Source organism: Streptomyces sp. SM18, assembly GCF_002910775.2.
GTDB lineage: Bacteria > Actinomycetota > Actinomycetes > Streptomycetales > Streptomycetaceae > Streptomyces > Streptomyces halstedii.
Genome location: NZ_CP029342.1, coordinates 1,166,813 through 1,190,902, shown reverse-complemented (window position 1 = coordinate 1,190,902; position 24,090 = coordinate 1,166,813). Strand labels below are relative to the sequence as shown.

The window sequence follows — 24,090 nt, the reverse complement described above, 5'->3', positions numbered from 1 at the left end:
CTTCCGCGGTGCTGGTGGGGCCGGCTTTCTGGCCGGCAGAGGCTGCTCACAGAGAAGAGAGTGAAGGTCCGAATGACGGAGTCGGCGAAGTCGGTCATCCGACTGCGCAGGAAATCCTGGAGATATGCTTCCTGGGTCATGTTTCCGTCCCTGGGGGCAGGGATGGTGCTGGCCGTTATCGCTGTGAGCTCGAACCAAGGGTTCGGTGAGGGGTGGAAGGGCATACCTGTCCTCCTCGTGTTCTACGGGTTCACAGGCAGGATAATTTCCTCCGAGGTGAGCTTGTCGCATGACTCACTCACAGTGGTGAATCCCTTGCGCACATATACGCTTCCGCGTTCCTCGCCGCTTCGCGCTCTCAAAGACGACAGCGGATCCTTGCAAGTCACTTCCCAGGAGAGCGGTACGATTGACGCGTTTGCCTTCGGCGGCTCGATAATCGACAAATTTGTGGGCACCGTGGCGGAAGTGGAGAGAGAGATCGCCGTATGGGTGAATGCGGCAGTACCGGCAAAAAGTGTGAGCGTGACGTACGAGAAGAGATGGACCCGCTGTCGGTGGCCCGATCTCTCACTCCTCCTCGCTTTTCTGGTCACGACAGTCGGTTTGGTGGCGGGGGCCCTGACTGGCTGAAGCACCGCAGCCGGCTCACGAAGGCCCAGGCGGGTGGACCCGCACAACGCCCGACCTCCTGTGCGCAGGTGTGTTCGAAGATCGAAAAACTATTTCAAAGATGAAATCCATTTCGGATGGGAAGGCTCCAGGTATCCCCGCAAGGAGGTACTCATGGCCACCCCCCTGTCTGCCGCGAAGCTTCTCAAAGCGCTGCGCGCCGAAGGCGTCGCCGTTACCGAAGTCGGCAATTGGCGAACACATAATCGGAACAAAGTGGGTGCCTGGGGCCCCGTGAACGGCAGCATGGTGCACCACACGGTCACCAGTGGCACCGCCGCCACCGTGGCCCTCTGCCGTGACGGGTACGCCGATCTGCCCGGCCCTCTGTGTCACGGCATGATCGCGAAGAACGGCCGGGTGCACCTCGTGGGTTGGGGTCGTGCCAACCATGCCGGTGGCGGTGACCCCCGGGTGCTGGACCAGGTGATCGCCGAGTCGTACGGCACCCGGCCCTCGCCCCCCACCAAGGGCAACAGCAACGGCGTCGACGGCAACGCGCGGTTCTACGGGTGGGAGTGCGAGAACCTCGGTGACGGCAAGGACCCCTGGCCCGCCGCCCAGTACAACGCGATCGAACGCGTCCAGGCCGCCGTGTGCCGGGCGCACGGCTGGAGCGCGAAGAGCGTGATCGGCCATCTGGAGTGGTCCAACGACAAGATCGACCCCCGAGGTTTCGGCATGCCGGCCCTGCGCACCGACGTCGCCGAACGGCTGAAGCACCCCGCCGGCTGGAACCCCGGTACCGACCCGAGCAAGGAGGACGACATGCCGACGCGCGTCAACCCGAAGGTCAAGCAGACGAAGAACCGCCCGCAGGGCGAATGGCTGTCCGTCCCGCTGTCCGGCGCCCTGGTCACCGGACCCGCCGACTACTCGGGCACCGTCTACCTCCGGCTCTCCGGCGTCCCCGACGGGGCGACGATCCAGTCCCGCTTCTACGAGACGAAGGGCGGCAAGAAGTCGAAGAGCGGGCAGATCACCGAGCACCTGGGGAGCGGCGGTGACACCTTCATCGCGGTCACCAACGCGGGCGGCCACTGCGACTCCGGAGCGGCCCTGGCCGTCGAGTACGTCGTGTTCGACGACGGCGGCGGCACCCACGACCTGGTCTCCGGACAGGCCCAACTCCTCTACTGGAAGTAGGGATCGCCCCCTCTTCCTCCGGCCGCCGGGGTGCGCGGTGTCGGCTCGGTGGCAGGGGCCATGTCCCGCGCCGGACCGCGCGCCCCCCGGCCCCACAGCCCCCGGTCCCGCCGTCACAGGTACTTCTTGATCTCCCGTCGCGCCAGCGACCGCTGGTGCACCTCGTCCGGACCGTCCGCCAGTCGCAACGTCCGGGCCGCCGCCCACAGTTCGGCCAGCGGAGAATCCTGGCTCACGCCACCCGCGCCGTACAGCTGGACCGCCTGGTCGAGGATGTCCACCACCGCGCGCGGCGTCGCGATCTTGATCGCCTGGATCTCGGTGTGCGCGCCCCGGTTGCCCACCGTGTCCATCAGCCAGGCCGTCTTCAGCACCAGCAGCCGCAGCTGCTCCACCGTCACCCGGGCGTCAGCGATCCAGTTCTGCACCACGCCCTGCTGGGCGAGCGGCTTGCCGAAGGCCGTGCGGGACACCGCGCGCCGGCACATCAGCTCGATCGCGCGCTCGGCCATCCCGATCAGCCGCATGCAGTGGTGGATCCGGCCCGGACCCAACCGTGCCTGGGCGATGGCGAAGCCGCCGCCCTCCTCACCGATCAGGTTCGCGGCGGGCACCCGCACATCGGTGAAGACGACCTCGGCGTGGCCGCCGTGCGAATGGTCCTCGTAGCCGTACACCCGCATGGCGCGCCGGACTTCGACGCCCGGTGTGTCGCGCGGGACCAGGATCATCGACTGCTGGCGGCGGATGTCCGCGCCGTCCGGGTCCGTCTTGCCCATCACGATGAAGATCGCGCAGTCCGGGTTCATCGCCCCGGAGATGTACCACTTGCGCCCGTTGACGACGTAGTCCTCGCCCTCCCGGGTGATCCGGGTCTCGATGTTCGTCGCGTCGGAGGAGGCCACCTCGGGCTCCGTCATCGCGAACGCCGAGCGGATCTCCCCGGCCAGCAGTGGTTCCAGCCACCGCTTCCGCTGCGCTTCGGTGCCGAACTGGTGCAGCACCTCCATGTTCCCCGTGTCCGGGGCCGCGCAGTTCAGCGCGGTCGGCGCCAGGTGGGGGCTGCGGCCGGTGATCTCCGCGAGCGGCGCGTACTGGAGGTTCGTCAGCCCGGCGCCGTACTCCGCGTCCGGCAGGAAGAGGTTCCACAGCCCCAGCCGCCGGGCCTCCGCCTTGAGGTCCTCCACCACCTGCGGGGTGTCCCACGGGGAGGCGAGCCGGGCGCGCTGCTCCTCCGCGACCTCCTCGGCCGGGTGGACGTGCTCGTCCATGAAGGCGAGCAGCCGGGTGCGTAGCTCTTCGGTACGGGCGTCGAACGCGAAGTCCATGGGTGGTCAGCCTTCCTGGAGGGTGGTGAGGCCGTGCGCGATGAAGACCGGCACCAGATCGCCGATGCGGTCGAATCCGGCGCCGACGGTCTGGCCGAGGGTGTAGCGGTAGTGGATGCCCTCCAGGATCACGGCGAGCTTGAACCACGCGAAGGCCGTGTACCAGGAGACCGCCGAGGTGTCCCGGCCGGAGCGGGCGGCGTAGCGCTCGATCAGCTCGGCGGGACGGGGATGGCCGGCCGCGCCGCTGGTGGTGGAGACCGGCGACTCGGGCAGCTCCAGGTCCGAGCTGTACATCACCAGCAGACCCAGGTCGGTGAGGGGGTCGCCGAGCGTGGACATCTCCCAGTCCAGCACGGCCTTGATCCGGTCGTCCGGCCCGATCAGCACGTTGTCCAGGCGGTAGTCGCCGTGGACGACGGTGGACGCGGGGGAGTCGGGGAGGTCCCGGCCGAGCGCGGTGTGCAACTCGTCGATGCCCGGCAGCTCTCGGTTGCGGGAGGCGTCCAACTGCGCGCCCCAGCGGCGTAGTTGCCGCTCCAGAAAGCCGTCGGGCCGCCCGAAGTCCCCCAGGCCGACCGCCTCGGGGTCCACGGCGTGCAGATCCACCAGGGTGTCCACGAGCCCCAGCACCGCGGCCCGGGTGCGCGCGGCGCCGAGCGGGGCGAGCTGCTCGGCGGTCCGGTACGGCGTGCCCTCGACGTGCTCCATGACGTAGAAGGGGGAACCGAGGACCGAGTCGTCCTCGCAGAGCAGCAGCGGCTCGGGCACCGGGACGGCCGTCGGGTGCAGGGCGTTGATCACCCGGTGCTCGCGCCTCATGTCGTGTGCGGTGGCCAGCACATGGCCCAGTGGCGGCCGGCGGACGACCCAGCGCCCGGTACCGTCCGTCACCAGGTACGTCAGGTTCGAGCGTCCGCCCTCGATCAGCCGGGCCTCCAGCGGTCCGTTCACCAGTCCCGGCCGCTCGCGGTCGAGATGACCGCGCAACCGGTCGAGGTCGAGACCTGGCGGGTGGACTGGGCTCATGGTGCGCACCTCCGAGGCGGCCGTACGGGTCGGCACCATCATGCCGACCAGTCGGTATGCCGTCCAGTGTCCGCCCGGAATCCAGGTGTGATCTCCGCCGGACCCTGGTGGCCGGTCGCGTCCCTGAATAGAGTTCACGTATGGATACCGCCTTGTTGATCGACGACGTCCGGCTCACCCCGATCCTCATCGCCGATCCGCCGCTGCTGAACACCCAGGGCGTCCACCAGCCGTACACCCCGAGGCTCGTGGTGGAGGTCGTCACCCGGGGCGGTGTGACGGGGGTCGGGGAGACCTACGGCGACGGCACCTACCTGGAACTGGCCGAGCCGCTCGCCCGTGCCCTGCCCGGCCGCCCGGTCAGCGACGTGAACGGCCTCTTCGCGCTGGCCGAGGAGGTGTGCGGTGCGGCGCGTACCGCCGACGAGCGGGTGGACGCGGGCGGACTGCGTGGCGTCCAGAACGCCGACAAGCTCCGGCTCTCCGTCATATCCGGGTTCGAGGTCGCCTGCCTGGACGCGCTCGGCAAGACCCTGGGGCTTCCGGTGCACGCCCTGCTCGGCGGCAAGGTCCGCGACCGCGTCGAGTACAGCGCGTACCTCTTCTACCGCTGGGCCTCCCACCCGGCCGCCGGTGAACTGGACGACTGGGGCGCCGCCCTCGACCCGGCCGGGGTCGTCGCCCAGGCGCGCCGCTTCGCCCGCGACCACGGCTTCACCTCCTTCAAGCTCAAGGGCGGTGTCTTCCCGCCCGACCAGGAGATCGCCGCGGTACGCGCCCTGGCCGAGGCGTTCCCCGGACAGCCGCTCCGCCTGGATCCCAACGGCGCCTGGTCCGTGGAGACCTCCCTGCGCGTCGCCGAGGAGCTGAAGGGCGTCCTGGAATACCTGGAGGACCCGGCGAGCGGTACGGAGGCGATGGCGCGGGTCTCCGCGGGCACGGATCTGCCGCTCGCCACCAACATGTGCGTCACCACCCTCGCCGAACTGCCCGAGGCCTTCGCCCGTGACGCGGTCCAGATCGTCCTCTCCGACCACCACTACTGGGGCGGACTGCACCGCACCCGCGAACTGGCCGCGATATGCGGCGCCTTCGGCGTCGGCCTCTCCATGCACTCCAACACCCACCTCGGTGTCAGCCTGGCCGCGATGACCCATGTCGCCGCCACCGTGCCCGGCCTCGGCCACGCCTGCGACAGCCACTACCCCTGGCAGACCGAGGACATCCTGACCACCCGCCACACCTTCGAGGACGGGCACCTGACGGTCTCCGACGCACCGGGACTCGGTGTCGAGCTGGACCGCGACCGGCTCGCCGCGCTCCACCGGCGCTGGCTGGACGACGACGGCATGCTGCGCTCCCGCGACGACGCGGCCGCCATGCGTCAGGCCGATCCGGGGTGGGTGGCCCCGGCCGTGCCCCGCTGGTGAGACCGCCGGTCACGACCGCTGGTGAGGACCGCCGACATGGCCGGCCGGGAGGGCCTCCTGGGGGCCCGCTGGTCAGGACGGCTGGTCACGGCGGCCTGAGTTGCGGGGCCGCCCGGCCGCGCCGATCGTCGGAGCATGAAGGCGATCAGCTACAGCAGGTACGGCTCGGCCGACGTCCTGGAGTACGGCGAGCGGCCCGACCCGAGGGTCGGCCCCGACTCGGTCCTGGTGAAGGTGCGGGCCGCCGCCGTGAACCCGGTGGACTGGAAGGCGCGCGAGGGATACCTCCAGGCGAGCCTGGAAGCGGTCTTCCCCGTGATCCCCGGCTGGGACGTCTCCGGGGTCGTCGTGCAGCCGGGCGCCGCCGTGGACGAGTTCGAGGTCGGTGACGAGGTCATCGGCTACGTGCGCGAGGACTTCCTCTCCCGCGGGACGTTCGCCGAGTACGTCGCCGCCCCGGTGCGCACCCTGGCCCGCAAACCGCTGAGCGTCGGCTTCGAGGAGGCCGCCGGACTGCCGCTGTGCGGACTGACCGCCCACCAGGTGCTCCACAAGGTCCTGAAGGTCCGCGAGGGCGAGACGGTCCTCGTGCACGCGGCCGCGGGCGGCGTCGGTTCGCTCGCCGTGCAGCTCGCCCGGCACGCGGGCTGCCGGGTCATCGGCACCGCCGGCCCCCACAACCACGCGTACGTGCGCGGCCTCGGCGGCGAACCCGTGGAGTACGGCAAGGGGCTCGCCGAACGGCTGCGCGCCCTGGCCCCGGACGGCTTCGACGCCGCGTTCGACACGGTGGGCGGCGAGGCGCTGCGGGTCTCCGCCGCGACGCTGGCCCCCGGCGGGCGCCTCGCCTCCATCGCGGACGCCGAGGTCTTCTCCTACGGCGGGCGCTACGCCTTCGTACGCCCCGACGCCACCGACCTCGCGCACCTCGCCGGACTGGCCGAGCAGGGCATCGTCTCCGTCCATGTGGACCGGACCTTCCCGCTGGAACAGGCCGCGGACGCCTACCGCCTCAACGAACAGGGCCGTACGCGGGGGAAGGTCGTCGTCACCGTGGACTGGGACACCTGACGGGGACGGCACGGCAGCGCCGGACGGCGTCCCCGCCCCGGGACGGCACCCCGCTCCGGAAGGGCCCGCGCGGCGGCCGGGTCAGAAGAGCATCACCGCCGCGCACACCGCCAGCACCACCGTGCACACCACGGCCGCCAGCGCGTGGCGCGGCACCAGCGGCGCCGGCTCGGCCGCGCCCATGCGGCCCACCCGCCGGTGCGCCACCCGCAGGAACCCCAGCCACGCCAGCAGGCCCGTCGCGAGGCCGGTCAGCGCGGCGGCGTCCGCCCCGCCGCGCACCACCTGCCGGACCGCGAGCAGCGCCACCACCGTGCAGGACAGCGTCGTCCGCCGCCAGGCCAGCCGGGTCCGCTCCGGCTGGAGACCCGGATCGCGCTGGGGGCCCGTCACGAGCCCTCCCAGCCGAACAGGACCACCACCACCATCATGACGGCGACCACGGCGACCGCCAGGCTCAGCAGGACGGGGAAGCGGGACACCGGAAGATCCTCGCCGCGCCGCATCGCCCGCTCGCAGCGCACCCAGTGGTTGACCGCCCGCAGCGCGCACAGGACACCGGCCACCAGCAGGGCGAGCGCGAGACCGGCCCGCACGCCCCACGCCAGGTGCGGCAGGAACTGATCGACGGCGAACCCCCCGCCGATCAGCGCCAGGGCCGTCCGGAGCCAGGCGAGGAAGGTGCGCTCGTTGGCGAGCGAGAAGCGGTAGTCGGGCGTGACGCCCTCCGCGCGGACCCGCTCCGGCGCGAACCAGAGCCGCACCCCGCGCGCGAAGCCGCTGTCGCCGGCCGGGCTGGACCCGCCGGGACCGGACCCGCCGGGACCGGACCCGGCCTGACCGTCCGCGCCACCCGCGCCCGCACCCGTACCGCCCGGCCCGCTCACCGTGTGGATCCCGCCTCCCGGGCGCGGAACTCCCGCAGCCGGTCGTAGGCCTCCCGCCCGTCCGGCACCCAGGTCCAGTCCGGCAGCCGGCGCTCCAGCTCCGCGTCGGTCAGGAAGGTGTGCCAGGCCACCTCCTCGGCCTGCGGCCGCACCGGCGACGCGCACCGCACCTGGTACACCGACGACCACCAGCTGTGCTCGGCGCTCTCGTACAGGAAGGTGAACAGCGGCTCGGGGCGGGGGAGCCCGGACACGCCCAGCTCCTCCTCCGCCTCACGCAACGCCGCGTCGTCGTACGACTCGCCCGCGCCCACCACCCCGCCGACGAACATGTCGTAGTACGAGGGGAAGAGCATCTTCGTGGGCGTTCTGCGGTGCACGAAGATCCGGCCCGCCGGGTCGCGCGCCTCGATGAAGACACAGCGGTGGCGCAGGCCGCGCGCGGTCGCCTCGCCGCGTGGCGCCTGCCCGACGACCTCGTCGTGCTCGTCGACGATGTCCAGGATCTCGTCAGCCGGATTCATGCTCCTCATCCAACCCCACCCCACTGACAGCGGTGGACCCGTGTCCGGCCCCGTTCTTCCCGGGCGGCATCGCGGGGTGCCTGCCGAGCATCACGATCCCCGTCACGATCGCCACCAGCCCCGCCGCCTGCCAGGCCAGGGCCGCCGCGTCGGTCCGCACGTGATCGCCCAGGAACCCGATGCCGCAGACGATGCCGGCGAGTGGCTGCGCGGCGGTGAGCGGGGGCAGCGACACCCGCAGCGGACCCGCCTCGAAGGCGCTCTGCACCATGATCAGGCTGGTCACCCCCATGACGACGAGCGCGTACGGCTCCCAGCTCATGAACAGCGAGGCCCAGCCCTCCCCGGTCAGCCGCATCCCGCAGACCCGGGTCAGGGCGTCCTGCAACCCGTACAGCAGACCGCCCGCCAGCCCCAGCAACGCCGGGGTCCAGGGTGCCCGCCGGTGCCGGGCGAACGCGGTGAGCGTGAGCGACAGCCCCGCCACCACGCCGATCACCAGCCACCGTCGCAGGGGTTCCGTCACCGCCTCCCCGCCCTTCGGCTGCCCGGCCAGCAGGAACACGGCGACCCCGCAGGCCAGCAGCCAGAGACCGCCCCAGCCCTGACGGCCGAGCCGCTGCCCGGTCAGCCAGCGTGACAGGCCCATGGCGAACAGCAGATTGGTGGCCATCAGCGGTTCGACGACCGACACCTCGCCCTGGCCCAGCGCGAGGGCGCCGAGGACCATGCCGCAGATCATCAGACCGATACCGGCCAGCCAGCTCGGTACCCGCATGAGGTCGAGCAGCAGCCGGGGCGAGAGGAAGTCGGCGGACGGCGCGGTACGGGCCGCGGCCTGTTGGAGGACGAAACCGAGGCCCAGGCAGCACGCGGCACCGACGGAGAGCAGGACGACCAGCACGGACACGTTCCGACGATAAACCCGGGGACGCACGAGATCGGTGAAGCCGCTCCAGGCGGCACGGTTGACGTGGCGGCGGCGGGTACCGAAGATCTGACGCACGAGTAACTTCGGGGGCTCCCGGCGCGCCGTCCGTCCCGTACGCCTGCCCGCGCCACGTCCGTACCCGTACCGCCCCCGCCCCACCCGTACCGCTCCCGCATCGCCCCGGAGGACGAAACCCATGGCGTACGACGCTGACGTGATCGTGATCGGGGCGGGCCTCGCGGGGCTGGTCGCCACCGCCGAGCTGGTCGACGCGGGCCGCACGGTGATCCTGCTCGACCAGGAGCCGGAGCAGTCCATCGGCGGCCAGGCGCACTGGTCCTTCGGCGGGCTCTTCCTCGTCGACTCGCCCGAACAGCGGCGGATGCGGATCAAGGACAGCCACGAGCTGGCCCTCCAGGACTGGTACGGCACCGCGGGCTTCGACCGCGCGGAGGACCACTGGCCACGGAAGTGGGCCGAGGCGTACGTCGACTTCGCGGCCGGGGAGAAGCGTTCCTGGCTGCACGAGCGAGGGCTGCGGATCTTCCCGGTCGTCGGCTGGGCGGAGCGCGGCGGCTACGACGCGGGCGGCCACGGCAACTCCGTGCCGCGCTTCCACATCACCTGGGGCACCGGCCCCGCCGTCGTGGCCCCCTTCGAGCGCCGGGTGCGCGAGGGGGTGGCCAAGGGCCTCGTCCAGCTGAGGTTCCGCCACCGGGTGACCGGTCTGGGCCGGACGGCCGGTGCGGTCGACACGGTCACCGGCGAGATCCTCGAACCCAGCGACGCCGAGCGGGGCACCGCCAGCGGCCGCGAGGCCGTGGGCGCCTTCGAGCTCAGGGCACAGGCCGTGATCGTCACCTCCGGGGGCATCGGCGGCAACCACGACCTCGTACGGGCCCAGTGGCCCGAGCGGCTGGGCACCCCGCCGGCCACGATGCTCTCCGGTGTCCCGGCCCATGTGGACGGCCTGATGCTGGGCGTCGCCGAGGAGGCCGGTGCCCACCACATCAACCGTGACCGGATGTGGCACTACACCGAGGGCATCGAGAACTGGAACCCGGTCTGGGACCGGCACGCCATCCGCATCCTGCCCGGCCCGTCCTCCCTCTGGCTGGACGCCCGTGGCAAGCGGCTCCCCGTCCCGCTCTTCCCGGGCTTCGACACGCTGGGCACCCTCGAACACATCACGCGGTCGGGGTACGACTACACCTGGTTCGTCCTGGACCAAAAGATCATCGGCAAGGAGTTCGCCCTCTCCGGCTCCGAGCAGAACCCGGACCTGACCGGCAAGTCGGTCCGGGGTGTGATCGGCAGGGCGCGCGCCGACGTCCCCGCGCCGGTGCGGGCGTTCATGGACCGGGGCGTGGACTTCGTGGTGGAGAAGGACCTCGGCGCACTGGTCCGGGGCATGAACGCGCTCACCGGCACCTCGCTGATCGACGAGGACGAGCTGCGCCGCGAGATCACCGCCCGCGACCGGGAGATCGCCAACCCGTTCACCAAGGACCTCCAGATCACGGCGATCCGAGGGGCCCGTACCTATCTGGGCGACAAGCTGATCCGCACGGCGCGCCCCCACCGCATCCTCGACCCGGCCGCCGGACCCCTGATCGCGGTCCGGCTCAACATCCTGACCCGTAAGTCACTGGGCGGCCTGGAGACGGACCTGTCCTCCCGCGTCCTGACCCCGGACGGCACCCCGCTGCCCGGCGTCTACGCGGCGGGCGAGGCCTCGGGCTTCGGCGGCGGCGGGGTCCACGGCTACCGCTCCCTGGAGGGGACGTTCCTGGGCGGCTGCATCTTCTCGGGCCGGACCGCGGGCCGCGCGGCGGCCGAGGCCACGGCGTAGGGGGCGCGACCGGTCCGCGCGGCCTCCGGCCGCGAAGGCTTCCGAGGCGGGGCCGCCGCGGGCCGACGGGCCCCGTACACACGTCACCCGTGGCCCCGCCCGGGGGACCACGGGTGATCCATGTCCTACGCGCCCGGCCGCCCGGCTACAACACCAGCGACAGCAGCAGGATGAAGGCCAGCGAGACGACCGAGATGATGGTCTCCATCACCGACCAGGTCTTGACGGTCTGGCCGACGTCCATGCCGAAGTACTCCTTCACCAGCCAGAACCCGGCGTCGTTGACATGGCTGAAGAAGAGAGAACCCGCGCCGACGGCGAGCACCAGCAGAGCCGCTTCCGGCGTGGACATGTCCGCGGCCAGCGGGGCGACCAGACCGGCGGCGGAGATGGTCGCCACCGTCGCCGAGCCCGTCGCCAGCCGGATCGCGACCGCGATCAGCCAGCCCAGCAGCAGGGCGGGGATCGACCAGTTCTCGGAGAAGTCCAGGATCATCTGACCCACACCGGCGTCGATGAGGGTCTGCTTGAAGCCGCCGCCCGCACCCACGATCAGCAGCACGCCCGCGATCGGGGCGAGGGACTTCTCGACGGTGCCCGCGAGCCGGCCCCGGGTGAACCCGGCCGCACGGCCCAGCGTGAACATGCCGACCAGGACGGCCGCCAGAAGCGCGATCAGCGGCGAGCCGATCACGTCGGTGACCTTCTGGACGCCGTTCGCGGGGTCGTCCACCACGATGTCGACCAGTGCCTTGACCAGCATCAGCACGACCGGCAGCAGGATCGTCGCCAGGGTCGCGCCGAAGCTCGGACGCCGGTCCAGGTCCTCGGACGGGCGCTGCGGGATCATCTTCTCCGGCGCCTCGATGTCCACCCAGCGGGCGGCGTAACGGGAGAAGACCGGACCCGCGATGATCACGGTCGGTACGGCCACCAGGACACCGAGGGCCAGGGTGACGCCGAGGTTGGCGTCCAGCGCGTCGATCGCGACGAGCGGACCGGGGTGCGGGGGGATCAGGCCGTGCATCACGGACAGGCCGGCGAGCGCCGGGATGCCGATCCGCATCAGGGAGTAGTTGCCGCGCTTGGCGACCAGCAGGACCACCGGGATCAGCAGCACGATCCCGACCTCGAAGAACAGCGGGAGCCCGATGATCGAGGCGATCAGCACCATCGCCCAGGGCATCGCCCGCCCGCTCGCCCTGGCGAGGATCGTGTCGACGATCTGGTCGGCGCCGCCGGAGTCGGCGAGCAGTTTGCCCAGGATCGCGCCGAGCGCGATCAGCACGCCGACGCCCGCCACGGTGGAGCCGAGGCCCGCGGTGAAGCTGGCTATCGTCTCGGCGGGAGCGGCGCCGGCGAAGGAGCCGAGCGCCAGCGAGCCGATGGTCAACGCGAGGAACGCGTGCACCTTGAGCTTCGTGATGAGCAGGACGATGACGGCGATGCCCGCCAGTACGGCGATGCCCAGCTGTGCGTTGCCCGCCGAAGTGATGGGTTCGACGGCATCCGCTGCCAGGATCTCGACGCTGAGACCGGTCACGGTGGTGATCCTTAGTTCGCGAGCCGGCGCAGCGCGGCGACGGCCCGGTCGGTTATTTCCTCAGGGGTGCCGGACACGTCCACGGCGACGCCCGCCTCGTCCTCCCGCAACGGCTGCAGGGTGGCGAACTGGGAGTCGAGCAGGGCGGTCGGCATGAAGTGGCCCTTGCGGTCCGCCATGCGGTGTTCGATGAGGGCGCGGTCGCCGGTCAGATGCAGGAAGACGACACCGGGGGCCTCGGCCCGCAGCCGGTCGCGGTAGGCCCGCTTGAGCGCGGAGCTGCTGACGACCCCGCCGAGCCCCGCCCGGCCGTGCGCCCACCGCCCGATGGCGTCCAGCCAGGGCCGGCGGTCGGCGTCCTCCAGCGGGGTACCCGCCGACATCTTGGCGATGTTGGCCGGCGGATGGAAGTCGTCGCCCTCGGCGTAGGGAACGCCGAGTTCGGCGGCGAGCAGGGGCCCGATCGTGGTCTTGCCGGTCCCTGCCACGCCCATCACCACGACGACGTGGGGGGTGCTCATTGGTGCCTCGCTGTCTTCTTCGACATCGGTCCGTCGCGCTACTGAAACCTATATGTATGACGTATTCAAGAGGTTGTGACGTAAACGTCTTACCTTTTGCCTCCCGGGGTGGCACCGTACGCTGTGGGCATGACCGCACAGAGCCAGGGGCTGCATACACATGTGCTGGACACCCTGGGTCTGGAGATCTCCTCCGGCGGATTCCCCCCGGGGTCCGTCCTACGCACCGACGAGCTCGCCCAGCGCTTCGAGGTCTCCCGTACGGTCGTCCGCGAAGTGGTCCGCGTCCTGGAGTCGATGCACCTCGTCGAGTCCCGCCGCCGGGTGGGGGTGACCGTGCTGCCCACCGAGGAGTGGAACGTCTACGACCCCCAGGTCATCCGCTGGCGGCTGGCCGGCGCCGACCGGCCCCGGCAACTGCGCTCCCTGACCGTGCTGCGCTCCGCCGTCGAACCCGTGGCGGCGGGCCTCGCCGCCCGCAACGCCACCCCCGAGCAGTGCGCGGCGCTCACCGAGTGCGCGCTCGGCATGGTCGCCACCTCGCGCGGCCAGCGGTTGGAGGACTACCTCCGGCACGACATCGCCTTCCACCGGATCGTGCTCAACGCCTCGGGCAACGAGATGTTCGCCCGCCTCGGGGACGTCGTCGCCGAGGTCCTGGCCGGCCGCACCCACCACCAGGTGATGTTCGAGGACCCCGATCCCGCCGCCGTCACCCTGCACGTCCGGCTCGCCGAGGCCGTACGCGAGGGCTCCGCCGCCGCCGCCGAACGGCTGACCAAGGAGATCGCGGTCGGCGCGCTGCACGAACTCGACGTCCTGGCTCCCTGACCACCCGGCCCGCCCCGGTACGGTGGTCGTTCGATCTTCGGAGATACCGGAACAGTCGGGATGGGAGACCGCGTCATGGCGCAGCAGGTACAAGGGGTCATCGCGCCGGGTAAGAACGAGCCGGTGCGGGTGGAGACGATCCTCGTGCCGGACCCGGGTCCCGGTGAGGCCGTGGTCAAGATCCAGGCGTGCGGCGTCTGCCACACCGACCTCCACTACAAGCAGGGCGGCATCAACGACGACTTCCCGTTCCTGCTCGGGCACGAGGCGGCGGGTGTCGTGGAGTCCGTCGGCGACGGCGTCACCGACGTCGCCCCCGGAGACTTCGTCGTCCTCAACTGGCGTGCGGTGTGCGGCCAGTGCCGCGCCTGTCTGCGTGGCCGCCCCTGGTACTGCTTCGACACCCACAACGCGAAGCAGAAGATGACCCTCCTGGACGGCACGGAGCTGAGCCCGGCCCTGGGCATCGGCGCCTTCGCCGAGAAGACCCTCGTCGCCGCCGGCCAGTGCACCAAGGTGGACCCCGAGGTCTCCCCGGCCGTCGCCGGGCTGCTCGGCTGCGGCGTCATGGCGGGCATCGGCGCCGCCATCAACACCGGCCAGGTCGGCCGCGGCGACTCCGTCGCGGTCATCGGCTGCGGCGGCGTGGGCGACGCCGCGATCGCCGGGGCCCGGCTGGCCGGCGCGGCGAAGATCATCGCGGTGGACATCGACGACCGCAAGCTGGAGACGGCGAAGACGATGGGTGCCACCCACACCGTCAACTCCCGCACCGGCGACCCCGTCGAGGCGATCCGCGCCCTCACCGACGGCAACGGCGCCGACGTGGTCATCGAGGCGGTCGGCCGCCCCGAGACGTACCAGCAGGCCTTCTACGCCCGCGACCTCGCCGGAACCGTCGTCCTCGTCGGTGTGCCCACCCCCGAGATGAAGCTGGAACTCCCGCTGCTCGACGTCTTCGGCCGCGGCGGCTCCCTCAAGTCCTCCTGGTACGGCGACTGTCTGCCCTCCCGCGACTTCCCGATGCTGATCGACCTGCACCAGCAGGGCCGCCTCGACCTCGGCGCGTTCGTCACCGAGACCATCGGGATCGGCGACATCGAGCAGGCCTTCGGCCGGATGCACGACGGCGACGTCCTGCGCTCGGTGGTGGTGTTCTGATGACCGCCCGCATCGACCACCTGGTCACCTCCGGCACCTTCGCCCTCGACGGCGGCGAGTGGGACGTCGACAACAACGTCTGGATCATCGGCGACGACACCGAGGCCGTCGTCGTCGACGCCGCCCACGACGCCGCCGCCATCGAGGCCGCGCTCGACGGACGTACGCTGCGCGCGATCATCTGCACCCACGCGCACAACGACCACATCGACGCCGCCCCGGCGCTGGCCGACGCCACCGGAGCACCGATCCTGCTGCACCCGGACGACCTGCCGCTGTGGCGGCAGACCCACCCGGACCGGACCCCCGACGCCGAACTGGCCGACGGGCAGGAGCTGGAGGTCGCGGGCGTACGCCTGACCGTCCTGCACACGCCGGGGCACGCCCCCGGCGCGGTCTGCCTCCACGCCCCGCGGCTGAACACCGTCTTCACCGGTGACACCCTCTTCCAGGGCGGGCCCGGCGCCACCGGGCGGTCCTTCTCGGACTTCCCGACGATCGTCGACTCCATCAGGGACCGGCTGCTCAGCCTCCCGCCGGACACCGTCGTGCGCACCGGACACGGAGACTCCACCACCGTGGGCGCGGAGGCCCCGCACCTTCAGGAGTGGATCACCCGCGGCCACTGACCGACCGGGCCCCGTCCACCGGTCCGGCCACGGCCACCGACGACGGGGCCCCTCACCGGTCCGGCCACGCGGACAGCCGCAGCCCGCTCTCGAAGCGGTGCTCGGCACCCGTGACCGGATCGGTGAACTCCAGCACCCGGGCCAGCAGTTGCAGGGGCCGCCCGTAGTCCTCCCGGCCGGGCGCCGGTTCCGGCCGCACCACCGGGTACACCGGGTCGTGGACCAGCGGCAGCCCCAGCGCGTTCATGTGCACCCGCAGCTGATGGGTACGCCCGGTCGCGGGCCGCAGCCGGTAGCGGCCGAGCCCGGCACGGTGCTCCAGCAGCTCGATCCGGGTCTCACTGTTCGGCTCACCCGGCTCCACCCGGGCTGCGATGACCCCGCGCTCCTTGACGATCCGGTTCCGTACGGTGCGCGGAAGCGCCACCCCTGGGGCGTACGGTGCCACCGCCTCGTACTCCTTGCGCACCAGCCGGTCCCGGAACAGCGTCTGGTAGGCGCCCCGCTCCTCGGGCCGTACGACGAAGAGCACCAGGCCCGCGGTCAGCCGGTCCAGCCGGTGCGCGGGCTGGAGGGCGGCGATCCCCAGGCGGGCGCGCAACCGGGCCACGGCGGTCTCGGTGATGTGCCGGCCGCGCGGGGTGGTCGCCAGGAAGTGCGGCTTGTCCACGACCACGAGGTGCGCGTCGTGGTGGACCACTTCCACCGGGAACGGCACCGGCACCTCCGGCGCGAAGTCCCGGTGGAACCAGACGTGGCGCCCGGCGGTGTACGGCTCGTCCCCGCCGACCGCGCCGCCGTCCGCCCCGACGAACCGTCCTCCGGCCAGCATGGCGTCCACCCGGGAGGCGCCGATCGCCCCCGCGAACCGGTCCAGCAGATGGTCACGGACGGTCGGCCACGCCCCGGCGGCGTCCTCGGGGAACCGCACCCGCACCGGATCGACCCCCTGCCGCTGCGGCAGCGGGGCGGCGGGGGGCCTGACCCGTCCTCTCATCGTCCCGTTCCTTCCGCTCGTCTCGTCCCGGTCCTTCTCCCGCGTCGGGCGGCTCTCGGCCGCGAGGTGCCCGGTAACGCAAAAAACCCCAGGTGACCTGGGGTTTTCGCTGGTGTCCGAGGGGGGACTTGAACCCCCACGCCCGATAAAGGGCACTAGCACCTCAAGCTAGCGCGTCTGCCATTCCGCCACCCGGACAAGGTGTCTGTCTCGCGGGCCCTGGCCCGTTCCGACGTGGAAAACCATAGCAAACATTCGGGGGTGCTCGATCACGCCCCCGGTCCGGCCCCGGCCTCCCGGAGGGCGTGTGAAGGGGCGATGACGGGCGGTGGGCGGTCTTGGGTGCGCGGGGCCGGCGGGCGAGGATGGGGGCACGCACCACCGCGACAGTGGAAGGAAGCAGCGTGAGCGAGAGCAGCACGGCCCGGACCGTCCCCGGCCGGTCCGCCGAGAACGAGGTCGTGGACCTCTGTCGTGACCTGATCCGGATCGACACCAGCAACTACGGCGACCACTCCGGTCCCGGTGAGCGGCTCGCGGCCGAGTACGTCGCGGAGAAGCTCGCCGAGGTGGGGCTGGAGCCGAAGATCATCGAATCCCACAAGGGCCGGGCCTCCACCGTGGCCCGCATCGAGGGGGAGGACCCGTCCCGGCCCGCCCTGCTGATCCACGGGCACACTGACGTGGTGCCGGCCAACGCGGCCGACTGGACGCACGACCCGTTCTCCGGGGAGATCGCGGACGGGTGCGTGTGGGGCCGCGGCGCGGTGGACATGAAGGACATGGACGCGATGACGCTCGCCGTCGTCCGCGAGCGCATGCGCACCGGCCGCAAGCCCCCGCGCGACATCGTGCTGGCCTTCCTCGCCGACGAGGAGGCGGGCGGCACGTACGGGGCGCGCCATCTGGTCGACCACCACCGGGACCTCTTCGACGGGGTCACCGAGGCGATCGGAGAGGTCGGCGGCTTCTCGTTCACCGTCAACGAGAACCTGCGGCTCTACCTGGTGGAGACCGCGCAGAAGGGCATGCACTGGATGCGGCTCACCGTGGACGGCACCGCCGGGCACGGCTCGATGACCAACGACGACAACGCCATCACGGAGCTCTGCGAGGCCGTCGGGCGGCTGGGACGGCACACCTGGCCGGTCAGGGTCACCAAGACGGTGCGGTCCTTCCTGGACGAGCTGTCCGACGCGCTGGGCACCCCGCTCGACCCCGAGGACATGGAGGCGACCCTCGCCAAGCTCGGCGGGATCGCCAAGATGGTCGGCGCGACCCTGCGCAACTCGGCCGCGCCCACCATGCTCGGTGCCGGATACAAGGTCAACGTCATCCCGGGGCAGGCCACCGCGCACGTGGACGGGCGCTTCCTGCCCGGTTACGAGGAGGAGTTCCTGGCCGACCTCGACCGGATCCTCGGGCCCCGGGTGAAGCGGGAGGACGTGCACGGCGACAAGGCGCTGGAGACCGACTTCGACGGGTCCCTCGTGGACGCCATGCAGCTCGCGCTGAAGGCCGAGGACCCGATCGCCCGCGCCGTGCCCTACATGCTCTCCGGCGGCACGGACGCCAAGTCCTTCGACGACCTCGGCATCCGCTGCTTCGGCTTCGCCCCGCTCAAGCTGCCGCCGGAGCTGGACTTCGCCGGCATGTTCCACGGGGTGGACGAGCGGGTCCCGGTGGACGGTCTGACCTTCGGCGTACGGGTGCTCGACCGGTTCATCGACCATTCCTGAGATAAGCCGACGGCAATTCGCCAGCGTGTACGTATGTGACCGGAAAGAGTGAAAGGGCTGAACTGCTCGTAGCTCCGTCACTCCCTCCTCGTTACAGGTGGTGCGGTCCGCGGCTGGGACCGCACTTACCAAACAGGAGGAATCATGATCAAGAAGGTCGTCGCCATCGCGGCTGCCACCGGTGGTCTCGTGCTCGCGGGTGCGGGCATGGCTTCCGCCGACGCCGGTGCCCAGGGTGCCGCCATCGGCAGCCCCGGCGTGCTCTCGGGCAACGTCGTCCAGGTCCCCGTGCACGTCCCGGTGAACCTCTGCGGCAACACCATCGACGTGATCGGTCTGCTGAACCCCGCCTTCGGCAACACCTGCGTCAACGCCTGACGTTGAAACGTCAACCCGTAAGGGTGTGAGTCCGGTCGGCCCCGGTGTGCGTGCCATGCACTCCGGGGCCGCTGGGCATTCGGCCCCGCACGGTTGTGCCGGGGGGTATTTCGGAAGCCAGAAGGCAGGAAAGCAACATGCGACAGGTCACACGCAAGGGCCTGATCACCATGGCGGCGGCGGGCGGCGTGCTCGCGCTCAGCGGGGGGTACGCACACGCGGACGCGGGTGCGGCGAGCGCGGCGTCGAATTCACCGGGTGTCCTCTCGGGGAATTCGATCCAGGTCCCGGTCGACGTCCCCGTCAACGTCTGTGGAAACTCCGTCGACGTCGTCGGCGTGCTCAACCCGGTGAGCGGAAACGGCTGCGCGAACGGCTCGTCCGCGGACGCCGGCCACGTCCAGACCTCCGACGAGGGCTCCCGGCCCGGTCAGGGCGGTCACAGCTCCGGGGACCAGGGAACCGCCGGTCACACGCCCGGCCACGCGGCCGGGCACGACGAGACCCAGGACAGCGGGCAGGGCACCGGCCGGCACCGCGCGCCCGGTGGCGCCTCGGCCCAGGGCGTGGCGAAGGGATCACCCGGCATCGCCTCCGGCAACCAGGTCCAGGTGCCGGTCTCCGTCCCCCTCAACGTCTGCGGCAACGGCATCAGCGTCGTCGGACTGCTCAACCCGGTCTTCGGCAACACCTGCGAGAACGAGACCGAGCCGGTCGTCCCGGAGGTCCCGCCGACACCGCCCACCCCGGAGAAGCCCGTCGAGCCGCCGACGACACCGTCGCAGCCGTCGGCCCCCGAGCCCCAGTTCCAGGCGGGCGAGGAGCTTGCCCACACCGGTGCGGGCGGGCTCGACCTCCTGATCCCGGCGAGCGCCGGAATGCTGCTCGCGGGCGCGGGCGCGGTCCTCTACCGGAGGTCGCGCAGCGCCGCGTGACGTCGTACGACGCGCCTGCGGCTTCGCCGTACGGCACGTGAAAGGGAGCGGGTCCCGCCGTCGCGGGGCCCGCTCCGTGCTACCAGGTCGCCCGGAGCTGGCGGATGATCCGGCGCCGCAGCCGCACCCGGCGGCTGCCGTCGAGGCGCAGCGTCAGCCGGTCCAACTCCCAGTGCCCGTACTCGGCGTGGTCGGTCAGAAGGCGGGTCGCGTCCTTGCGGGAGACCCCGCGGGGGACGTACACATCGATGAATTCGTATTCCGGCATCGCATCTATTGTGCGGGCAGAGCCCCGGTACGGATAGCGTCTGCACTATGTCTGATGCTGCGCAGCCCACCGCTGCCGAGGTACGCGCCGCCGCCGATGCAATCAAAACCGCGCTCGACCGCCACCTCCAGGCTGTCGAACGCCGTACCGGGGACGACGACCCCGCCGTCTACGAGGCATTCAACGAACTGGCCGCCGCGGCCGAGGTCTACGACGAACTCCTCTACGACCGCTACGACGAGGTGACCCCCTTCGAGATCCCGGGTGCGGACGACTCCCTGCCGCCCTACGCGGGGCCCGGGGACCCGCACGCCCTCTCCGTGCTGATCAGGCGCGACTACGCGGTGGCGGAGCCCCAGCGGCTGCTCGCCCAGGCGCAACGGCTCGTCGACCTCGACCCGGACCAGCCGGACAGCACCGCCGTGCCGGTGGTCGGGGCCAGTGTGCACGCCGCGCTCGGGGTGCTCTTCGGGGAGTACGAGGCGGACGAGATCGCCTCCCGGCACAAGGAGTTCGGCCTGGAGGAGGGGGACTCCACCCTCTGGGTCTCGGCGGTGGAGGAGCTTCCCGAGGCCGGGGAGTGGCTCGGGGCGCCGTTCGAGGACGCGGACCCGTCGCTGGTGGTCTGCCGCTTCGACGTGAGCGCGGTCTTCGACGAGGAGGATCCGGACCCCGACGCGGAGGGCCCGGTGTACCACCGCGTCTGACTCCGCCCACCCCGCTCCGGGGCCCGCTCGGGGTCTCCGGTACGCCTCGCGCCGGGGACCCGCGTGCCCCTCGTGCCTGACGGGTCCGGTGGGGTACGAGGGCCCTGAGGGGCCGGTGGGGCCGGTGGGGCCGGTGAGGCCGGTGAGCCGGTCGGGCCGTGTGTCCCACCGGGCCGCTCAGGGCCCCTCAGGGCCTCATGCCGGGGAGACGGCGGCGTCAGGGGCCGGCAGCGCCTCCAGCAGCGGACGGAGTCTGGTCGTCCGCTCCTGGACCGGGATCTCGGCCACGGCGCGCGGCAGGGCCTGGTCCACCCCGTGCACCACGGACAGATGCCGCTCACCGCGGCTGAACGCGGTGTAGACCCAGGGGCGGCTCAGCCCGGGGGCCGCGTCGCCCGGCAGCACGACGACCACGGCGGGCCAGCGCATCCCGGCCGCCTGATGGGCACTGAGCGCCCAGCCGTGCCGGACGGAGGACTCCACCCGCTCCGGCCGCACGAGGACGGGCGTCCCCGAGCAGTCCAGACGCAGGCCCTCCGCGTCGGCCGACACGACCGACCCGGGCACCACCCGGCCCGGTGCCGGTACGTGGACGACCCGGTCGCCGGGGTCGAAGCCGCCGAACCGGCCGGGCCCCGGGTTGAGCCGCTGCTTCAGCGCCGCGTTCAGCGCCGTGGTGCCGGCCGAGCCGCCGTGCCCGACGGTGATGACCTGGGTGTCCGACGGCGGTACGCCGATGGCGCGCGGCACCGAGTCCGCGACCAGCTGCACCGTGCGGTGGACCGCTTCACCGGCGTCCCGGACGGGCACGATCACGACCTCCTTGCCGGGTGCGTCGACCTGGCCGAGCTCGCCGATGCCGATCCCCGAGACCAGCTCCCCGAGGGGACCGGGGTCGGGCGTGCGCGAGACCACCACCGGGCAGGCCCGTGCGGCGAGCACATCCGCGAAGACCCGTCCGGCGCCGGCCGACCCGAGCACACCGGGATCACCGCTGAGCACCAGTCGGGTGCCGTCCGCCAGCGCCTCCACGAGCATCGCGCCCGTCTCCACGTCGAGCTGCGGGGCGTCCAGCACCACCAGCAGGTCGACGGCGAGGGCGCCGTCCGCGTCCCGCCCGGGTCCCGCGGCGCCGGAGAGCAGATCGGACAGGACGACGGCGGACCGGGGATCGCCGACGGCGGCGGCCAGCCCGCGCGCCCCGTCCACGCTGTGGGTGGTGCCCACGGCCCGCAGCCCGAGCCCGTGGGCGGCGGCGATCAGGGCGGCGGGCTCGGCCCGCGCGCTCTCGCCGCCGCTGTGGGCGACCAGCCCGGCCGTCGCGGCCGTGAGGATCAGCTCACGGGCGGAGGGGGAGGGGGCGGCAGCGGCGGCGTCCGACCAGTCGGCGCCCTTCTCGCAGGAGTTGACGATCCGGCCCAGCCCGTCCGCGAGCGCCTCCTCGGCCAGGGCGTACCGGTCGAGTCCCAGCAGGACCGGCACCGGCTCCCGCTCGTCCGGCGCCCCGCCCTCCCGCCCGGCACCGTCCCCGGTGTCCTCCGCGTCCCGCGTCTCCTCCCCGGCCGTGCCGCCGTCCTCCCCGGAGGCCGGGTCCAGGCCTTCCTGGAAGACCAGGACGACCCCTTCCGCGACGGCGTGCCGCACGGCCGCCTCGGGGTCGCTCACCGCACGCTCGGCGAGGGCCGCCCGCACCTCCGTGGCGTCCAGGGCCGTGTGACCCCGCAACGCGGCCCGCTCCAGCACCCAGCCCACGAGGGCGGCCGTACGCCGCTCGTCGTCCGGACCGCAGTCGGCGCCGAGCAGCGCCCGGGCGAAGCCGTCGGCCTGCTCCGGGCGCACGCCGGGCACGGAGAGCAGCTGCCACGGGTCCTCCCGCAGGATCCCCGCGGCCTGCTCGCCGAGCGTCGCGGCGGCCGGGTGCGCCAGCGTCTTCGGGGCCCCGCCCTGGGCGAGGACCGCCTCGACCGAGGCCGCCGTCCCGGGGGAGACGGATCGCTCGGCCGGCTGCCCGGCGGGCCCGGACGGCCGTACGGGCGCGGGCGTCGCCGCCGGTGCCGCGCGCCGGGGGGCCGGGGCCGCCGCGGGGGAGTCGAAGAAGGCCGCGCCCGGCTTCTCGCCGCTCTCCACGGCCCGTACGGCGGCGAGGAGGTCGGCGGCGGAGCCGCTCAGCTTCGCTCCGGCGGCCACGGGGCCGTTCTTCGCGGCCTTGCGCTCCTCGATCCGCTCCCGGAGCTCCCGCTGCGCCGCCAGCTCCGCCTCGGCCTCCGACACGGCGGGAGCCCCGGCCCCGTCCGCGTCCGCCTCGGCGGACCGCTCGGCCCCCGCCTCGCCGTCCTGGCCGTCACCCCCGGCCCCGTCCGCGTCCCCGTCCGCCGGGGCCGCGGCGTCTCCGCCGCCCTCCGCGTCGCCCCCGCCGTCAGGCGTGCCGGCCGGGGCGGAGGCCTCATCCCGGGCCTCGTCGGCCTCGCGGGCCTCGTCGTCCTCGGCCGCGGGGTCCGGGGTCGCGCCCCGGTCAAGCGCAGTCACAGCGTGCTCCAGTCCTGGTCGGGGTAGCGGTGCACGGGCGCCGACACGTCGTCGAGCGCCTGGCAGATCTCGTCAGGAAGACTAAGCGTCTCCACTGACAACGCCTCGGTCAGCTGCTGCGCGTTGCGTGCCCCGACGACCGGGGCCACCACCCCGGGGCGGTCCCGCACCCACGCGAGCGCCACGTGCAGGGCCGTCGTCGCCAGTCCGTCCGCGGCCGTCGCCACCGCGTCCACGATCCTGCTCGCCGCGTCGTCGAGGTACGGCTCGACGAACGGGGCCAGCACCTCGGAGGCGCCGCGCGAGTCGGACGGCGTCCCCGTGCGGTACTTGCCCGTCAGCACCCCGCGCCCCAGCGGGGAGGACGGCAGCAGCCCCACCCCCAGGTCCAGCGCCGCCGGCAGCACCTCCCGCTCCACGCCCCGCTGCAACAGCGAGTACTCCATCTGGGTGCTGGCCAGCCGGGTGCGCACCCCGGGCGAGGCGAGCTGCCAGGTCGCCGCCTTGGCCAGCTGCCACCCGCTGAAGTTCGACACCCCCGCGTACCGGACGCGCCCGGACGACACGGCCAGGTCCATGGCCTGCATGGTCTCCTCCAGCGGCGTCACGGTGTCGAAGGCGTGGATCTGCCACAGGTCGACGTAGTCCGTGCCCAGCCGCTCCAGGGACGCGTCCAGCGCGGCGAGCAGATGACCGCGCGACCCGTCGAAGCGGCGGTACGGATCGGGCACACTGCCCGCCTTCGTCGCGATGACCAGGTCCTCCCGTGGCACCAGGCTGTCCACGAGCCGCCCCAGGAGGTGTTCGGCCTCCCCGCCGCCGTACACGTCGGCGGTGTCGACGAGGGTGCCGCCCGCGTCCCAGAAGGTCTTCAGCTGTTCGGCGGCGTCGTGCTCGTCGGTGTCCCGGCCCCAGGTGAGGGTGCCGAGCCCGATCCGTGACACGCGAAGGCCGGTGCGGCCGAGATGCCTCTGCTCCATGGGCG

The 24,090-nt window shown here is 72.3% G+C and carries 24 protein-coding genes and 1 tRNA gene; 12 read left to right on the top strand and 13 right to left on the bottom strand.

Features of this window, described 5'->3' with window-relative positions; genetic code table 11:
- Positions 1–138: 138 nt before the first annotated feature.
- The gene (locus B9S64_RS05190) at positions 139–633 is read left to right on the top strand and encodes a hypothetical protein (RefSeq protein WP_103493285.1); all 495 of its coding nucleotides are present in this window, start codon (positions 139–141) and stop codon (positions 631–633) included.
- A 153-nt stretch (positions 634–786) separates the two neighbouring features.
- The gene (locus B9S64_RS05185; protein WP_109491974.1) at positions 787–1,818 is read left to right on the top strand and encodes an N-acetylmuramoyl-L-alanine amidase; all 1,032 of its coding nucleotides are present in this window, start codon (positions 787–789) and stop codon (positions 1,816–1,818) included.
- A 113-nt stretch (positions 1,819–1,931) separates the two neighbouring features.
- Here B9S64_RS05185 and B9S64_RS05180 read toward each other — a convergent pair whose 3' ends face one another.
- Positions 1,932–3,146 carry an acyl-CoA dehydrogenase family protein gene (locus B9S64_RS05180; RefSeq protein WP_103491022.1) on the bottom strand — a complete coding sequence of 405 codons (1,215 nt, stop codon included), beginning with the start codon at positions 3,144–3,146 and terminating at the stop codon, positions 1,932–1,934.
- A 6-nt stretch (positions 3,147–3,152) separates the two neighbouring features.
- On the bottom strand, positions 3,153–4,175 hold the full coding sequence (locus tag B9S64_RS05175; protein ID WP_103491025.1) for a phosphotransferase family protein: 1,023 nt from the start codon (positions 4,173–4,175) through the stop codon (positions 3,153–3,155).
- Between the two features lie 140 nt (positions 4,176–4,315).
- On the opposite strand from B9S64_RS05175, the gene B9S64_RS05170 reads away from it, so the two are divergent.
- The gene (locus tag B9S64_RS05170; protein WP_103491021.1) at positions 4,316–5,605 is read left to right on the top strand and encodes a glucarate dehydratase family protein; all 1,290 of its coding nucleotides are present in this window, start codon (positions 4,316–4,318) and stop codon (positions 5,603–5,605) included.
- 135 nt (positions 5,606–5,740) lie between these two features.
- Positions 5,741–6,676: an NADP-dependent oxidoreductase gene (locus B9S64_RS05165; RefSeq protein ID WP_103491020.1), complete on the top strand. Its 936-nt coding sequence runs from the start codon at positions 5,741–5,743 to the stop codon at positions 6,674–6,676.
- An 81-nt stretch (positions 6,677–6,757) separates the two neighbouring features.
- On the opposite strand, the gene B9S64_RS05160 is transcribed toward B9S64_RS05165, so the two are convergent.
- From B9S64_RS05160 to B9S64_RS05145, 4 genes are all read right to left on the bottom strand, one after another.
- Positions 6,758–7,069, bottom strand: a complete 312-nt coding sequence (locus B9S64_RS05160) for a DUF202 domain-containing protein (protein ID WP_103491019.1) — start codon at positions 7,067–7,069, stop codon at positions 6,758–6,760.
- Complete coding sequence (locus tag B9S64_RS05155; protein ID WP_028443951.1) at positions 7,066–7,440, bottom strand: YidH family protein; 375 nt, start codon at positions 7,438–7,440, stop codon at positions 7,066–7,068. Before B9S64_RS05155 ends, B9S64_RS05160 begins: the two co-directional genes overlap by 4 nt.
- 119 nt (positions 7,441–7,559) lie before the next feature.
- Positions 7,560–8,087: an NUDIX hydrolase gene (locus B9S64_RS05150; RefSeq protein ID WP_103491018.1), complete on the bottom strand. Its 528-nt coding sequence runs from the start codon at positions 8,085–8,087 to the stop codon at positions 7,560–7,562.
- Positions 8,074–8,997, bottom strand: a complete 924-nt coding sequence (locus tag B9S64_RS05145) for a DMT family transporter (RefSeq protein ID WP_181012268.1) — start codon at positions 8,995–8,997, stop codon at positions 8,074–8,076. The genes B9S64_RS05150 and B9S64_RS05145 overlap by 14 nt, the downstream gene beginning before the upstream one ends.
- A 217-nt stretch (positions 8,998–9,214) precedes the next feature.
- On the opposite strand from B9S64_RS05145, the gene B9S64_RS05140 reads away from it, so the two are divergent.
- Positions 9,215–10,870: an FAD-binding dehydrogenase gene (locus tag B9S64_RS05140; RefSeq protein ID WP_103491016.1), complete on the top strand. Its 1,656-nt coding sequence runs from the start codon at positions 9,215–9,217 to the stop codon at positions 10,868–10,870.
- 145 nt (positions 10,871–11,015) lie between these two features.
- On the opposite strand, the gene B9S64_RS05135 is transcribed toward B9S64_RS05140, so the two are convergent.
- A complete protein-coding gene (locus B9S64_RS05135; RefSeq protein ID WP_028443955.1) occupies positions 11,016–12,413 on the bottom strand; it encodes a GntP family permease in 1,398 nt (465 codons plus the stop codon).
- An 11-nt stretch (positions 12,414–12,424) separates the two neighbouring features.
- Positions 12,425–12,934 carry a gluconokinase gene (locus B9S64_RS05130; protein WP_103491015.1) on the bottom strand — a complete coding sequence of 170 codons (510 nt, stop codon included), beginning with the start codon at positions 12,932–12,934 and terminating at the stop codon, positions 12,425–12,427.
- A 129-nt stretch (positions 12,935–13,063) separates the two neighbouring features.
- Between B9S64_RS05130 and B9S64_RS05125 the strand changes: the two genes are divergently transcribed.
- The 3 genes from B9S64_RS05125 to B9S64_RS05115 all read left to right on the top strand — a co-directional run bounded on the left by B9S64_RS05125 (position 13,064) and on the right by B9S64_RS05115 (position 15,555).
- Positions 13,064–13,765, top strand: a complete 702-nt coding sequence (locus tag B9S64_RS05125; protein ID WP_103491024.1) for a FadR/GntR family transcriptional regulator — start codon at positions 13,064–13,066, stop codon at positions 13,763–13,765.
- Positions 13,766–13,840: 75 nt separating this feature from the next.
- Positions 13,841–14,926: an S-(hydroxymethyl)mycothiol dehydrogenase gene (locus tag B9S64_RS05120; protein ID WP_103491023.1), complete on the top strand. Its 1,086-nt coding sequence runs from the start codon at positions 13,841–13,843 to the stop codon at positions 14,924–14,926.
- Complete coding sequence (locus B9S64_RS05115; protein ID WP_103491014.1) at positions 14,926–15,555, top strand: MBL fold metallo-hydrolase; 630 nt, start codon at positions 14,926–14,928, stop codon at positions 15,553–15,555. Before B9S64_RS05120 ends, B9S64_RS05115 begins: the two co-directional genes overlap by 1 nt.
- A gap of 52 nt (positions 15,556–15,607) precedes the next feature.
- Here B9S64_RS05115 and B9S64_RS05110 read toward each other — a convergent pair whose 3' ends face one another.
- Positions 15,608–16,552 carry a pseudouridine synthase gene (locus B9S64_RS05110; RefSeq protein WP_103491013.1) on the bottom strand — a complete coding sequence of 315 codons (945 nt, stop codon included), beginning with the start codon at positions 16,550–16,552 and terminating at the stop codon, positions 15,608–15,610.
- Positions 16,553–16,662: 110 nt separating this feature from the next.
- Positions 16,663–16,750: transfer RNA gene (locus tag B9S64_RS05105), tRNA-Leu, on the bottom strand.
- Positions 16,751–16,956: 206 nt separating this feature from the next.
- Here B9S64_RS05105 and B9S64_RS05100 point away from each other — a divergent pair.
- The 3 genes from B9S64_RS05100 (at position 16,957) to B9S64_RS35380 (ending at position 19,604) form a co-directional block, all read left to right on the top strand.
- On the top strand, positions 16,957–18,291 hold the full coding sequence (locus B9S64_RS05100; RefSeq protein ID WP_103491012.1) for a M20/M25/M40 family metallo-hydrolase: 1,335 nt from the start codon (positions 16,957–16,959) through the stop codon (positions 18,289–18,291).
- Positions 18,292–18,435: 144 nt separating this feature from the next.
- On the top strand, positions 18,436–18,669 hold the full coding sequence (chpH, locus tag B9S64_RS05095; protein ID WP_103491011.1) for a chaplin ChpH: 234 nt from the start codon (positions 18,436–18,438) through the stop codon (positions 18,667–18,669).
- Positions 18,670–18,806: 137 nt separating this feature from the next.
- Positions 18,807–19,604: a chaplin gene (locus B9S64_RS35380; RefSeq protein WP_103491010.1), complete on the top strand. Its 798-nt coding sequence runs from the start codon at positions 18,807–18,809 to the stop codon at positions 19,602–19,604.
- A gap of 79 nt (positions 19,605–19,683) precedes the next feature.
- On the opposite strand, the gene B9S64_RS05085 is transcribed toward B9S64_RS35380, so the two are convergent.
- Complete coding sequence (locus B9S64_RS05085) at positions 19,684–19,872, bottom strand: DUF5703 family protein (protein WP_014045022.1); 189 nt, start codon at positions 19,870–19,872, stop codon at positions 19,684–19,686.
- Between the two features lie 47 nt (positions 19,873–19,919).
- On the opposite strand from B9S64_RS05085, the gene B9S64_RS05080 reads away from it, so the two are divergent.
- Positions 19,920–20,579 (top strand): hypothetical protein, encoded by a 660-nt coding sequence (locus B9S64_RS05080; protein WP_103491009.1) that lies wholly within the window; start codon positions 19,920–19,922, stop codon positions 20,577–20,579.
- Between the two features lie 195 nt (positions 20,580–20,774).
- Here the strand turns inward: B9S64_RS05080 and B9S64_RS05070 are convergent, their stop codons facing one another.
- Positions 20,775–23,105: an ATP-dependent RecD-like DNA helicase gene (locus B9S64_RS05070; protein WP_109491973.1), complete on the bottom strand. Its 2,331-nt coding sequence runs from the start codon at positions 23,103–23,105 to the stop codon at positions 20,775–20,777.
- Positions 23,102–24,085 (bottom strand): aldo/keto reductase, encoded by a 984-nt coding sequence (locus tag B9S64_RS05065; protein ID WP_103488532.1) that lies wholly within the window; start codon positions 24,083–24,085, stop codon positions 23,102–23,104. The genes B9S64_RS05070 and B9S64_RS05065 overlap by 4 nt, the downstream gene beginning before the upstream one ends.
- Between the last annotated feature and the right edge of the window lie 5 nt (positions 24,086–24,090).